The sequence below is a fragment of the Bradyrhizobium semiaridum genome, from assembly GCF_020329505.1.
GTDB lineage: Bacteria > Pseudomonadota > Alphaproteobacteria > Rhizobiales > Xanthobacteraceae > Bradyrhizobium > Bradyrhizobium semiaridum.
Map to the genome: position 1 here is coordinate 132,165 of NZ_JAGKJJ010000002.1, position 13,111 is coordinate 145,275.

Sequence of the window (13,111 nt, forward strand, 5' to 3'; positions counted from 1 at the left end):
CCTTGCCAAAGACGCTGGCGCCTGTCTGAATTCAGCCGGCGAGACGGTGAGAACTCCGGGGAGAGCGTCATGTCGCAAAACATCCGAAAAATGACTCGATTGTTGCTGCTTTCGGCAGTCGTCGCTTCGGTGCTGGCAACCCCTGCCGCCGCGCAGGGGCTGACCGAGCAGCAGCAGTTTGCCCGCGGCATCTATCAGGAGCTGGTCGAGATCGACACCACCACCGCGACCGGTGACACCCAGAAGGCGGCGGAGGCGCTGGGCGCACGGCTACGCGCGGCCGGCTTCCCCGAGGGCGACGTCCACGTGTTCTCGCCGGCGCCGCGCAAGGGCAATCTCGTGGCGCGGCTGCGCGGCTCCGGCGCGCGCAAGCCGATCCTTTTGGTCGCCCATATCGACGTCGTTCCTGCCAAGCGCGAGGATTGGTCGTACGATCCGTTCAAGCTGACCGAGGAGGGCGGATATTTCTACGGCCGCGGCTCTAGCGACGACAAATACATGGCGGCCACCTTCGTCACCAACCTGATCCGCTACAAGAAGGAGGGCTACAAGCCCGACCGCGACATCATCATCGCGCTGGAGACCGACGAGGAGATCCTCGACGCCGACGGCCTCGGCATGCAGTGGCTGCTCAAGAACCACCGCGACCTGATCGACGCCGAGTTCGCCCTGAACGAAGGCGGCGGTGTCGGCCTCAAGAACGGCAAGGCGATCCGCAACAGCGTGCAGACCAGCGAGAAGGTCTCGACCAGCTACAAGCTCACGGTGAAGGACCGCGGCGGGCACTCGTCGCTGCCGCGCAAGGACAATGCGATCTACCGACTCGCCGAAGGTCTGGTTCGGCTTTCGAAGTACGATTTCCCGCTCAATCTCAACGAGACCACCCGGATCTATTTCGCGAAGACGGCCGAGACCGAAAGCAAGCAGAACGCCGACGACATCCGCGCCATCCTGGCGCCACAGCCCGATCCGGCGGCGCTGGCTCGGCTGTCGGAGAATCCGGGCTACAACGCCCAGCTCCGCACCACCTGCGTCGCCACGATGTTGCAGGGTGGCCACGCCATCAATGCGCTGCCGCAGCTTGCGGCCGCAGGGGTGAATTGCCGGATCCTGCCCGGCGAGCCGGTCGAGAGCGTGCAGGCCCAGATCGAACGCGTGCTCGCCGACAAGCAGATCGAGGTGGTCGGCGGCCAGGCGGTGCTGAGCCCGCCATCGCCGCTCAACGAGGAGATCATGGGATCGATCGAGAAACTGTCGAAGGAGTTCTGGCCGGATGCTGCGATCGTTCCGGTCATGAGCACCGGCGCCACCGACGGCAGCTACCTGCGCAATGCGGGGATTCCGACCTACGGCCACTCCGGGCTTGCCGCCGATGTCGACGACAACAGGAACCATGGCAAGGACGAACGCGTGGCGGTGAAGTCGTTCTACGAGGGGCAAGAGTATCTCTATCGTCTGGTCAAGATGCTCGCCGGCGGCAAGTGATGGCGGAGCGCGCAAGAACGACACGCGTCGCGGTCGCCGGTCTCGGGGCGATCGGCGCCGACGTCGTCAAGGCGCTCGATCAGGGCATCGACGGCCTGATGCTGGTCGCGGTCTCGGCGAACAGCCCGGAGAAACACCGCAGCTGGCTCGCAGAGCTCAGGACGGCGCCGGAGATGGTGCCGGTCGAGCAGCTCGCCGAGGTCGCCGACGTCGTGGTCGAGTGCGCGCCGAGCAAGATGGTGCGCGCGATCGTGGCGCCGGTGGTCGAACGCGGCAAGACCGCCGTGGTGCTGAGCGTCGGCGCGCTGCTGCAGAACGAGGACCTCGTCGATCTCGCGAAAACCCATGGCGGCCAGATCATCGTGCCGACCGGCGCGCTGATCGGGCTCGATGCGGTGACCGCCGCAGCGGAAGGCACCATCCATTCGGCAAGGCTCGTAACGCGCAAGCCGGTCGCGGGCCTCCTCGGCGCGTCGTATCTGGTCGAGAACGACATCCGGATCGAAGGCATCAGGGAGCCGGTGCGCGTGTTCGAGGGCAGCGCGCGTGACGCCGCGAAGGGCTTTCCGGCCAATCTCAACGTCGCGGTGGCGCTGTCGCTGGCCGGCATCGGGCCGGATCGCACCCGGGTCGAGATTTGGGCCGATCCGACGGTGACGCGCAACACCCACCGTATCGACGTCGATTCCGACGCGGCGCGGTTCTCGATGACGATCGAGAACATTCCCTCCGACAATCCGAAGACCGGCCGCATCACCGCGCTGTCGGTGATCGCCTGCCTGCGCAAGCTGCGCGCTTCACTGCGGGTCGGGACGTGACGGCCGTGAGGATTGCACCCGACGATCTGCTGCTCGTCATCGACGTGCAGAACGATTTCTGCCCGGGCGGCGCGCTGGCGGTCGCCGACGGCGATGCCGTGGTGCCTGTGGTTAACCGGCTGGCGGAGCGGTTCGACCACGTCGTGCTGACCCAGGACTGGCACCCGAAGGGCCACAGCTCCTTTGCCACCTCGCATCCGGGTGCCGCGCCGTTCTCGTCCGTCTCCATGCCCTACGGCCCGCAGACGCTGTGGCCCGACCATTGCATCCAGGGGACGAAGGGCGCGGCGTTCCATCCAGAGCTGGTGACCGACCGGGCTGAGCTGGTGATCCGCAAGGGATTTCGCGGCGCGATCGATTCCTACTCCGCGTTCTTCGAGAACGACCGGACGACGCCGACTGGGCTCGCCGGCTATCTGCGGGAGCGCGGCCTCAAGCGCATCGTCATGGCAGGGCTCGCGACGGACTACTGCGTGCAGTATTCGGCGCTCGATGCGCGCCGTCTCGGTTTCGACACCACGGTCGTGCTGGCGGGCTGCCGTGCCATCGATCTCGCCGGCTCGCTCGCGGCCGCCGTCGCGGCCATGACGGGGGCCGGCGTCGCGCTCGTGGACGACGTCGCCTGAGCGGGATCGCGGAGGCAAAAACCGTTGTTTTGACTGGCCTTTTGTTCTAATCCGCGGTCGATGAGCATATCTAGCGGAGACCCTGTGGCGGGACAGGTTTTACGGATCGGGACGCGCAAGAGCGCGATGGCGCTGGCGCAGACCGAGGAGGTCGCGCGGCTATTGCGCGCCTCGGCGCCGGACCTCGCCGTCGATGTCGTCAAGTTCGAGACCCGCGGCGACCAGGACCAGACCAGCAAGCTGCTCCGCCATGGCGGCAAAGGCGGCGCCTTCGTCGCCGAGATCCGCGAGGCGATGCGTGCGGGCACCTTGCAGGCCGCGATGCATTCGCTCAAGGACGTGCCGGGCAATGAAGAGACGCCGGGTCTCGTGATCGCGGCGCTGCTGCCGCGCGATGCCGCCAATGATTGCCTCGTGCTGCGGCCCGGCCTGTCGCTTGACGCCTTCCGTGCCGCGCGCGGCAAGGGAATGATGATCGGCACCAACGCGGTGCGCCGCGCCGCCTATCTGCGCCGGCTGTTCCCCGAAGCCACCGTGATCCACTTCCGCGGCGCCGCCGATACGCGGGTCGCAAAACTCGATCGCGGCGACAAGCAGCGGCTGCCGGGGGGCGGCGAGGTCGGACCGGCGGATGCGCTCGTCATGGCGCGCTCCGGGTTGGAGCGGATCGGCCTCACCGCGCGCATTGCGCATGATTTCTCGGTCGATGAGATGCTGCCGGCGGTCGGCCAGGGTATCGTTGCGGTCGAATGCGTCTGTAACGACTGGGTGACGCGCGCCCGGCTGGCGCTGATCGATAACGCGCCATCGCGCTTGGCCGCGGAGGCCGAGCGCGAGGTGCTATGGGTGCTGAACGGCCACTGCAATTCGCCGATCGCCGGTCACGCCACGCTGCAGGGCGCCGAGATGACGCTGCGCGCCTCCGTGCTCGACGAAGCCGGCGCCGGCTTCATCGAGGTGACGCGGCGAGGGCCGGCCGATCGGCCGCGCGAGCTCGGCCGCGCCGTCGGCATGGAGCTGCTCGACAAGGGCGCTGCCGAGATCATCGCCCGCACGCGGCCGGACGAGCGTTAGCGATCCGCACGCCAATCCTCACGTAATGTCGGCGAAATCGCCGTGCCGGCCTTTGCCACCGGCAAAACGGCGCGCGCCGGCCTCGGTCTCGCCGGTCGCGACGGTCGCGAGCCCGAGGCGGAACTCGTTCAGCGTGGCCTGTTCCCAGCCGAGCTCCCACTGCTCGATGGCGGAGAGCCGGTCGCTGCGCAGCGCAGCCTGCGGCAGGCGGCACAGCTCATGGGCGAGCCGTCGCGCCTCGGCAAGCGCACTGCCCGGCGCGACGACACGGTTGGCCAGTCCGATCGCGCCGGCCTCCTCGCCCGAGACGCCGCGCCCGGTGAGGATCATGTCCATCGCCCGGCTGTGGCCGATCAACCGCGGCAGGCGCACGGTTCCGAGATCCATCAGGGGTACGCCGAAGCGCCGGCAATAGACGCCGAAGGTGGCGTCGCGCGCCGCGACGCGCAGGTCACACCAGATCGCAAGCTCGAGCCCGCCCGCCACCGCCGGTCCCTCGATCGCGGCAATCACCGGCTTCGACAGCTTCATCCGGGTCGGGCCCATCGGGCCGTCGCCGTTCTCGACGCGGTGGCCGCGATGGCCGGCCGCGGTGCGCTTCAGATCGAAGCCGGCGCAGAACGCGCCGCCTGCGCCGGTCAGGATCGCGACCGACAGCGCGGGATCGCGGTCGAAGGCGCGAAAGGCGTGTGCCAGCCCCTGTGCGGTCTCGGGATTCACCGCATTGCGCGCCGCGTCATAGCGGTCGATCGTCACGATCGCGACCGCCTGCTCGGTTTGGTATCTGACGGTCGGATGCTCCATGCTCGGGTCCTCGATGAATCAGCGTGGGTTCATGCCGCGGTCGATGGTCGCGGCCAGGTTGCGATGAAAGTGCCTGATCGCACCTTCGAACAGGCCGAAGGTGAAATGGTCGTTGGCGCGCGTTGCGAGGCCGCGCTGCGCGGCGCAAGCCATCTGGCGGTCCTCGGCGGCGCCGGCGGTGACGAAATCGCGGCCCTGCGCAACGGCGGCGCGGCCGTCCTCCGCCGCGATCTGGTTCGACAGCGTGTAGGTGACGAGGCGGGTGCGGCCAGCCGCCAGCGGCTCCAGTACCGTCATCAGCCGGTTGGTCGGGAAGGTCGAGAGCATCACGTTCGGGAACAAATGATAGACATGCGTCAGCATGCCGTCGGTCCTGCGCTCGCCCGGCGGCACATTGCGCAGCTTCTCGATGCGCCGGTAGGGGAAGCTGATCCGGCTGTTGCGGCCGAAGGCCTCGATCACGTTGAGATTGTCGTATTGCAGCGGATAGAACGTATCCTGATGCGTCGAGCGGATGTGATAGCCCTCGAGGAATCCCTCGGCGACGATCTTCCAGTTGGCCTCGACCTCCTGCGTATTGGTCGAATACAGCGTCCAGTCGTCGCCGAACAAGGTCGGCATGTCGGTGGCGTCGGATGCCGCGGCGGGATCGTCCTGGGAGACGAACACCAGGCCGCCGCGCTCGATGCAGGTGACCGGCACGAGACCGTGCGTGGTCTTGTCGAGACCCGGAAAACCGTGCTCGTCGGGGATGCCGCGCAGCCGGCCGTCGAGGCCGTAGGTCCAGCCGTGATAGCGGCAGGTCAGTGCCTTCCTGCAGCCGGTGCCGTCGACCAGCTGCACGCCGCGGTGGCGGCACGCGTTGCGGAAGGCGCGCGCGACGCCGTCGGCGCCGCGGATCGCGATGATCGGCGTCAGCGCCGCGTCGCGCGCGACATAGGCGCCGATCTCGGCCAGCGCGGCGGACGGACAGAACGGCGTCAGCGTGCGACGGAACGCGTGGGCGATCTCGGCAGCGAAGCGGTCCTGCGACAGATAATGCGCGACCGGTTCGTGCCAGACGCCGTCGCTGAGGTCGGTCGATTTCGCGTCGATATGCTGCAGGATCCGGTCGACGACGGAAGCTTCGTCCGCGAGTTGCGCCCTCATCGCTGCCCTCCGCTGGCTCGGCCGGCCTGTCGACCGGCTCGATATGATGCGTAGAATCCGACATTGCGGCTCTTGCGACAAGCGAAAGCGTGACGTTTCGGATGAATGACATTCATCCGAGATCGACAGCGGGCGGCGCAGGCCGCTAGGATCGGCCGAGACCTCGAACCGCAATGTCGATTTCGACACCGAGATGTTCGATGCCGGCATCAGCTTCGGGCCCGACAAGGCCGAGGGCGTCGTTGCGCATCGCTTGATGGACGTCAGGACCGTTCCGGTCGGCACGCCGGCGCTGGCACGGCGGCTGAAGCTGCGCACGGCTGCCGACCTCGGCCGCGCCGTCCTGATCGAGGTGTCGACATTCCCCGCCGCGTGGCCGCTCTGGTTCAAGCATGCCGGCGAGACCGTACCGCAATCGGCGCGGGCGGTCGCGGTCGACAGCTTTGTGGCGGCGCTGCAGGCCGCCGAACGCGGCGCCGGGATCGCGCTCGCGCTCGAACCGTTCATTGCAGAAAGTGAACGGCGCGGCACCATTCGCCGGCTCCTGCCGGTGAGCCACATGACCGGCAGCTATTGGCTGGTTCATCCACCGGGCGCGCAGCGCAGCCGCGCGCTGCAGGCGTTCAAGAGGTGGCTGCTGGCCGAAGTTGCGAGGGAAAGCTAGCTCGTCCGCAGCGGCCAGCTACCGATGATCCGGAAGCGTGAGCCGCCGTCGTCCTGCTTGAACAGGGCGATGCGGTCGACTGCGAGCGTAGCAAGGCCGGTCGCGGCAAACCGCTCGCGCAGCCACGCCACGATCGGGCCGCGCCGCTCGTCGCTCAACCGTCCGGTCAGCGTCATGTGGAAGCGGAATTCCTCCATGACGTACGGATAGCCCCAGCGATCGAGATATTCGCATTGCCGTGCCGACAGCTTCGCCGGGTTGCGCCGCGCACGATCCTCCGGCGTCAGCGGTGCGCGGAACGCGTCGAACTCGGTGACGCAGTCGGCGGCGAGCTGCTGCAGATCATCGGAGCGCCTGGCCGGGATCACCGCGATGAAGCCGCTGATCGCATCGACCACCGGCTCGATCAGCGGGATGCAGCGTGGGCGATCGGCGAAGGCGGCACAGGCGTCGAGCAGCTCCGCCTCGCACTTGCCGTCGGCGAGCGCCATCGGAGCCTTCAGCGTGGCGTGGAATCCGTATTTGCGCGGGTCCTGCGTCAGCTCGCGCCAGTCCGGCGCGACGCCGTCGGGGAAGGGCAGATCGCCGCCCGAGGCCGCGTCGTAGCCGAGCATCGTGGCGCCGAAGCGGTGCAGCTCGCTGTCGGCTGATGGCGCATGGTAGATGGCGTAGCGCGGGAAGTTGCCCATGGATCAGCCCGGCTACGCTGCCGCAACCGTCTTGCGCGGCGCGAGCGAGTGAACGAGGCAGCTTGCATCCGCCAGATGCACCAGCCGGCCGGCGGCGATGACGGCCACGATGCGCGGCCGCAGCGGCACCTGGTCGTCGACCAGGATGATGTCGGCGCGGCGGCCGGCGGCGAGCACGCCGCGATTGTCGAGCCCGGCGGCGCGCGCCGGCGCCGCGGAGATCAGGTCCCACGCCTTGGCGAGCGGCAGGATGCCGTCGCCGGCGAGGCGGAAGGCGGCGAGCAGCTGTGCCGGATAATAGTAGTCGGACGCCAGCACGGAGCAGAGGCCCTTGGCGATCATGTCGGACGCCCTGGTCCAGCCGGTGTGGCTGCCGCCGCGCACCACGTTGGGCGCGCCGAACACGATGAAGTCGCCGGCCGCGGCGGCATCGCGCGCGGTCTCCTCGTTGACCGGGAATTCGGCGATCGTGGCGCCGAGCGCGCGAAACTCCTGCCGCATCGCGGGGGTGTTGTCGTCATGCGAGAGCATGCGCACATTGGCCTCGCGCGCGGCGGCGGCAAGCCGCGCGATCGAGGCCGGGACTTCGGGGCGGCGCGCGACGACCTGATCGATCAGCTCGTTGAAGGCCTCGAGCGAGAGCCCGGCGCGCTCGGCGGATTGATTGCGCTTCTTCGGTTTGACGTTGCTGTGGTCGTTGAAGGCGAACAGATCGATGCGGCCTTCGCTGAGCCACCGGATGATCTCGGCTTCGGCGGCGAGATTGTGGGTCTCGTGGCGCAGATGGAAGCGCGTGTCGGCGGCGAGCTGCGGGCGCAGCGCCTCGATCGCGTCGAGCAGCTTGCGCGCATTCTCCGCGCTGCGCAGGCCGGGCTCCCATGACCAGGTCGTGCCGTGATAGACGGTGGTGATGCCGTTGGCGATCGCCTGGCGGTCGCTGTCGATCAGCGCGACGTCGATCGGGAAGTCGACGCCGGGGCGCGGCATCATCTGCCGCTCGAAGGCGTCGCCATGCAGATCGATGATCCCCGGCAGCACCAAGAGCCCGCCGGCATCGATATGCAGCGCGGCGCGGCCCTGCTCGGCATCGAGCGCGCCGATGTCGCGGCCCGCGGTCCGCAGCGAGGTCTCGACGAAGGCGCCGTCGATCAGCGTGCGTCCGCCTGCGATGAAAATGTCAGTCACGATGCGGCACTCCGCTGGTTGTTGTCTGATCGGGCCGCGCTCGCGGCCTCGTATTTGTCGAGGAACTCATCGACCGGAAGCTTGCGGAAATCGGGCAGCGCGCGGCGAAGCGACTCATGATCCCAGTCCCACCATGCCAGCGTCGTGAGGCGATCGGCAATCGCCTCAGTGAAGCGCCGCTTCACCGGGCGGGCCGGATTACCGGCTACGACGGTGTAGGCCGGCACATCCTTGGTCACAACGGCGCCGGCAGCAATCACGGCGCCGGTTCCGACGTTGCGTCCCGGCAGCAGGACCGCGCCGTGACCGATCCAGACGTCATGGCCGATATGCACGTGATGCGCACGTCGCCAGTTGAAGAACTCGGTGTCGTCACCCTCGCCGGGAAAATAGGCGCTGGCGCGATAGGTGAAATGCGCCTGGCTAGCGCGCTGCATCGGATGATTGCCGGGATTGATCCGGGTCATCGCCGCGATCGAGCAGAACTTTCCGATCGAGGTGTAGGTGATCTGGCTGTCGTTCACGACGTAGGAATAGTTATCCATGCTGACTTCGAGCAGGATCGTGCGTGCGCCGACCTCAGTATATTTGCCTAGCTTGCTTTCGCGCACCGACGCGCTGGGATCAACGGTCGGCACGACCGAGAGTGTTTTTCCGGCCATCAGAGCACTCCGCAAATCCTTTGGCATTTCGGGGAGATGGCGTGTCATCACGACGCATGATGACAACATCATGACACGGCGATGACGGCAAGAGAGGGGTGTGGACGATCGCCGCAGTGCAGTAGCGCCGTCACATAACTGTAAAACGCCGGGGATAGCGGTGGCCCAACGCGACGCGGTTGGAGCATTGCATGCTGGTAGTGGAAGGTTTGACGTGCCGTTTCGGCGCAAAAGCCGCGGTCGACAACGCGTCTTTCTCGATCGCGCCGGGCAGCTTCGTCGGCGTGATCGGCCGTTCCGGCGCCGGCAAGTCGACGCTGCTCAGGATGATCAACCGTCTCGCCGATCCGACCTCCGGCCGCATCCTGTTCGAGGGTACCGACGTCACCGCGCTGCGCGGCAAGGATTTGCGGCGGTGGCGGGCGCGTTCGGCGATGATCTTCCAGCAATTCAACCTGGTCGGCCGGCTCGACGTCCTCACCAATGTGCTGATGGGCAGCCTCGCGCAGATCCCGTCCTGGCGCTCGCTGGCGCAGGTGTGGCCGGAGCAGGACAGGGCGCTTGCGATGTCCGCGCTCGAGCAGTTCGACATTGCGCAATACGCAGCGCAGCGCGCCGATCAGCTCTCCGGCGGCCAGCAGCAGCGCGTCGCGATCGCCCGCGCGCTGGTGCAGGAGCCCGATGTCATTCTCGCCGACGAGCCGATCGCCTCGCTCGATCCGCGTAACACCAAGATCGTGATGGACGCGCTGCTACGCATCAACAAGCATTTCGGCATCACGGTGCTCTGCAATCTGCACTCGCTCGACCTGGCGCGGACCTACTGCGACCGCCTGATCGGCATGGCGGCGGGCCGCGTCGTGTTCGACGGCGCGCCGGCGGCGCTGACCGACCATGTCGCCCGCGAGCTCTACGATCTCGAGGCCAATGACGTCATCGGCGCGGCGCCGCAGCCCACGCCCGATGGCGCAACTGCACCGGTGCTCGGCAGCGCTGCCGCCGCCTGAGCGCGCGCATTTTTGGAAATTGAGGGCGGCCGGGCATTTCGCCCGGCCAACAGGACCACCACTGGAGGGGTAATCATGATCACTCGTCGCATCGTGCTGGCCGGCGCTGCCGCGCTGGCTTTCGCCGGCTCATCCTCGGCGCAGGACTACAAGGCGAAGTATCCCGAACTGACCTTCGCCGTCGTTCCGGCGGAAAACGCCTCCGGCGTCACCGAACGCTGGACGCCCTTCGTCGCGTATCTGTCCAAGGAACTCGGCGTCAAGGTCAACCTGCGCATCGCCAACGACTACGCGGCTGTCATCGAGGGCCAGCGCGCCGGCAACATCCAGATCGCGAGCTACGGCTCGGCCTCGTTCGCGCGCGCCCGCCTGACCGGCGTCAAGACCGACGCCTTCGCCAACGACATCAACGCCGACGGCTCGACCGGCTACTACTCGGTGTTCTTCGTCAAGGCCTCGAGCCCCTACCAGAAGGTCGACGACCTCAAGGGCAAGAACCTCGGCCTGGTCGACCCGAACTCGACCTCGGGCAACAACGTGCCGCGCTTCGAACTCGACAAGATGGGCATCCATGACGCCGAGGGCTATTTCGGCAAGGTCGTGTTCACCGGCAGCCACGAGAACGCCGTGCTGGCGCTCTCGCAGGGCACGGTCGACGTGGCCGCCAATCAGTGGACCAGCGACGACGACTCCACGCTCGCCCAGATGCTGCACAAGGGCATGCTGAAGAACGCCGACGGCTCGGCGATGAAGAAGGATGATTTCCGCATCATCCACAAGTCGGCGCCGATCATCAACGGGCCCTATGCCTATAACGCCGACCTGCCGGAAGACCTGAAGGCTGCGATCGCCAAGGCGTTCTTCGACGCGCCGACCAAGGACAAGGCCGCCTTCGACCGCCTCTCCGACGGCCAGAAGAAGGGCTTCCATCCCGCCACCACCAAGGATTGGGACGGCACCATCGAGCTGATCAAGTTCGTCGACAGCCTGCGCAAGAAGAAGGCCAGCTGATCGAACGCAACGAGCGAACCGGGCCGGGTTTCGACAACCCGGCCCTTTTCCGTTTCAACTCTCCCAACCCGACTGGGCCCATCGATGGCGACCGCCGTATCCATTCTTCCGGCCCCGCAACTGGCGGCGCTTGAAGAGACCTATCGCAAGGCGGTCGCGCGCAAGCGGCTGAAGGCGGCGCTGGCGACCGCCCTGTTCTGCGCGGCGCTGCTGCTTGCCGCGTTCGGCGCGGAAGTGAATCTGCGGACGCTGTTCACCTATTTCGGCAACTTCATCAGCTATTTCGACCGCATCCTCACGCTGGATTCCGGCGCACGGGTCTGGACCGACCCGGCCGAGTGGTTCTGGGGCTGGCAAAAGTGGCTGAAGCTGCTCGGCGAGACCATCCTGATCAGCTATGTCGGCACGCTCACCGGGGCGGTGCTCGCCTTCGCGCTGAACTTCTTCGCGGCCCAGAACACTTCGCCCGGACCGTGGCTGCGCTTTGTGGTGCGGCGCCTGTTGGAATTCGCCCGCACCGTGCCCGGCATCGTGTTCGCGCTGATCTTCGTGATCGCCTTCGGGCTCGGGCCGATGGCCGGCGTGCTCGCGATCGCGATCCATTCGACCGGCGCGCTCGGCAAGCTGTTCGCCGAGATCGTCGAGAACGCCGACATGAAGCCGGTCGAGGGCATCCGCTCCACCGGCGCGAGCTGGCTGTCCTGCATGCGCTTTGCGGTGCTGCCGCAGGTCTCGGCCGGCTATGCCAGCTACGCGCTGCTGCGCTTCGAGATCAACGTCCGCGAGGCCTCGGTGATGGGCTTCGTCGGCGCCGGCGGCATCGGGCAGGAGCTCGTGGTCGCGATCCGCAAGTTCTATTACTCCGACGTCAGCGCCATCCTCGTCACCATCATCGTCACGGTGTTCATCATCGACATCTCGACCGGCTGGCTGCGCGGCCGGCTGTTCGGCAAGGAGACGCGGCGATGAGCCAGCTGCCGAGGCCGAACACCGAGGAACTGCGCGCGAAGTATCCCGACGTGTTCGAACGTCCCGCATCGGCACGGCTGGCGCTGCCGGCGATGATCGCCGCGGCGTTCGCGATCTTCATCTACGGCCTGGTCGATCTCGACTTCTCGCCGACGAAGCTGATCAAGGGCATCAGCGAGCTCGGCTGGATCACCATGCTGATGATGCCGCCGAACCCCGGCTCGTCGTTCCCGCTCTACATGCAGGCGCTCGGCGAGACGCTGTCGATCGCGCTGCTCGGCACCACGCTCGCCGCGGTGCTGGCGCTGCCGGTCAGCCTGCTGGCGGCGCGCAACGTCATCCCGTCCAACCTCATCCGCTTTCCGGTGCGCCGCTTCCTGGATTCGATCCGCGGCGTCGACACGCTGATCTGGGCGCTGGTCTGGATCAACGTCGTCGGTCTCGGCCCGTTCGCCGGCGTGCTCGCGATCATGGTGTCCGACTTCGGCGCGTTCGGAAAGCTGTTCTCCGAGGCGATCGAGGCGGCCGACCGCAAGCAGGTCGAGGGCATCCGCGCCTCCGGCGGCAACGCGCTGCATGAGATTCGGTTCGGCCTGCTGCCGCAGGTGCTGCCCGTGATCGCCGGGCAGGTGCTCTACTTCATCGAGTCGAATACGCGCTCGGCCACCATCATCGGCATCGTCGGCGCCGGCGGCATCGGCCTGCAACTCGCCGAGCAGATCCGCGTGCTGGAATGGCAGAAGGTGTCGTTCCTGATCCTGATGATCCTGATCGCGGTCGCGGCGATCGATTTCATCTCGACCAAGCTGCGCTTTGCGATCATCGGGCAACGGGCGGTGGTATAGGCTCCTTCGCCTCTCCCCGCCTGCGGGGGAGAGGCCGAATCGCATGAATGCGATCCGGGTGAGGGGGCTCTCCGCGAGTCAGTCGTTCACCGTTTCCGCGGAGCGAGCCTCTCACCCCAATCC

General features: G+C 67.1%; 14 protein-coding genes. 9 read left to right on the top strand and 5 right to left on the bottom strand.

What is annotated here, in order from left to right; all coding sequences use genetic code 11:
- The first annotated feature begins 102 nt into the window (after positions 1-102).
- The 4 genes from J6500_RS03020 to hemC are packed head-to-tail and all read left to right on the top strand — an operon-like array spanning position 103 to position 4,003.
- Positions 103-1,485, top strand: coding sequence for a M20/M25/M40 family metallo-hydrolase (locus J6500_RS03020; protein WP_249781317.1), 1,383 nt, complete (start codon positions 103-105; stop codon positions 1,483-1,485).
- On the top strand, positions 1,485-2,303 hold the full coding sequence (locus J6500_RS03025) for an aspartate dehydrogenase (protein ID WP_225711180.1): 819 nt from the start codon (positions 1,485-1,487) through the stop codon (positions 2,301-2,303). Before J6500_RS03020 ends, J6500_RS03025 begins: the two co-directional genes overlap by 1 nt.
- 5 nt (positions 2,304-2,308) lie before the next feature.
- On the top strand, positions 2,309-2,929 hold the full coding sequence (gene pncA / locus J6500_RS03030; RefSeq protein ID WP_225711181.1) for a bifunctional nicotinamidase/pyrazinamidase: 621 nt from the start codon (positions 2,309-2,311) through the stop codon (positions 2,927-2,929).
- A 60-nt stretch (positions 2,930-2,989) separates the two neighbouring features.
- Positions 2,990-4,003 carry a hydroxymethylbilane synthase gene (hemC, locus tag J6500_RS03035; RefSeq protein ID WP_225711182.1) on the top strand — a complete coding sequence of 338 codons (1,014 nt, stop codon included), beginning with the start codon at positions 2,990-2,992 and terminating at the stop codon, positions 4,001-4,003.
- An 18-nt stretch (positions 4,004-4,021) separates the two neighbouring features.
- Here the strand turns inward: hemC and J6500_RS03040 are convergent, their stop codons facing one another.
- Both J6500_RS03040 and J6500_RS03045 read right to left on the bottom strand, forming a co-directional pair.
- Positions 4,022-4,807: a crotonase/enoyl-CoA hydratase family protein gene (locus J6500_RS03040; protein WP_225711183.1), complete on the bottom strand. Its 786-nt coding sequence runs from the start codon at positions 4,805-4,807 to the stop codon at positions 4,022-4,024.
- 18 nt (positions 4,808-4,825) lie between these two features.
- Positions 4,826-5,956 (bottom strand): aromatic ring-hydroxylating oxygenase subunit alpha, encoded by a 1,131-nt coding sequence (locus tag J6500_RS03045; protein WP_225711184.1) that lies wholly within the window; start codon positions 5,954-5,956, stop codon positions 4,826-4,828.
- 193 nt (positions 5,957-6,149) lie between these two features.
- Here J6500_RS03045 and J6500_RS03050 point away from each other — a divergent pair, with 193 nt between their 5' ends.
- Positions 6,150-6,620, top strand: coding sequence for a LysR substrate-binding domain-containing protein (locus J6500_RS03050; protein WP_225711185.1), 471 nt, complete (start codon positions 6,150-6,152; stop codon positions 6,618-6,620).
- Here J6500_RS03050 and J6500_RS03055 read toward each other — a convergent pair.
- The 3 genes from J6500_RS03055 to J6500_RS03065 are packed head-to-tail and all read right to left on the bottom strand — an operon-like array spanning position 6,617 to position 9,156.
- The gene (locus tag J6500_RS03055; RefSeq protein ID WP_225711186.1) at positions 6,617-7,309 is read right to left on the bottom strand and encodes a DUF1045 domain-containing protein; all 693 of its coding nucleotides are present in this window, start codon (positions 7,307-7,309) and stop codon (positions 6,617-6,619) included. The genes J6500_RS03050 and J6500_RS03055 overlap by 4 nt on opposite strands.
- Positions 7,310-7,321: 12 nt before the next feature.
- On the bottom strand, positions 7,322-8,494 hold the full coding sequence (locus J6500_RS03060) for an alpha-D-ribose 1-methylphosphonate 5-triphosphate diphosphatase (protein ID WP_225711187.1): 1,173 nt from the start codon (positions 8,492-8,494) through the stop codon (positions 7,322-7,324).
- Complete coding sequence (locus J6500_RS03065) at positions 8,491-9,156, bottom strand: transferase hexapeptide repeat family protein (protein ID WP_225711188.1); 666 nt, start codon at positions 9,154-9,156, stop codon at positions 8,491-8,493. The genes J6500_RS03060 and J6500_RS03065 overlap by 4 nt, the downstream gene beginning before the upstream one ends.
- 191 nt (positions 9,157-9,347) lie before the next feature.
- On the opposite strand from J6500_RS03065, the gene phnC reads away from it, so the two are divergent.
- The 4 genes from phnC (at position 9,348) to phnE (J6500_RS03085) (ending at position 12,988) form a co-directional block, all read left to right on the top strand.
- Entirely contained in the window at positions 9,348-10,163 is an 816-nt protein-coding gene (gene phnC, locus J6500_RS03070; RefSeq protein ID WP_225711189.1) for a phosphonate ABC transporter ATP-binding protein, read from the top strand.
- A 75-nt stretch (positions 10,164-10,238) separates the two neighbouring features.
- Complete coding sequence (gene phnD / locus J6500_RS03075) at positions 10,239-11,174, top strand: phosphonate ABC transporter substrate-binding protein (RefSeq protein WP_225711190.1); 936 nt, start codon at positions 10,239-10,241, stop codon at positions 11,172-11,174.
- Between the two features lie 84 nt (positions 11,175-11,258).
- Positions 11,259-12,143, top strand: a complete 885-nt coding sequence (gene phnE / locus J6500_RS03080) for a phosphonate ABC transporter, permease protein PhnE (protein WP_225711191.1) — start codon at positions 11,259-11,261, stop codon at positions 12,141-12,143.
- Positions 12,140-12,988 carry a phosphonate ABC transporter, permease protein PhnE gene (gene phnE, locus J6500_RS03085; RefSeq protein WP_225711192.1) on the top strand — a complete coding sequence of 283 codons (849 nt, stop codon included), beginning with the start codon at positions 12,140-12,142 and terminating at the stop codon, positions 12,986-12,988. Before phnE (J6500_RS03080) ends, phnE (J6500_RS03085) begins: the two co-directional genes overlap by 4 nt.
- Positions 12,989-13,111 lie beyond the last annotated feature (123 nt).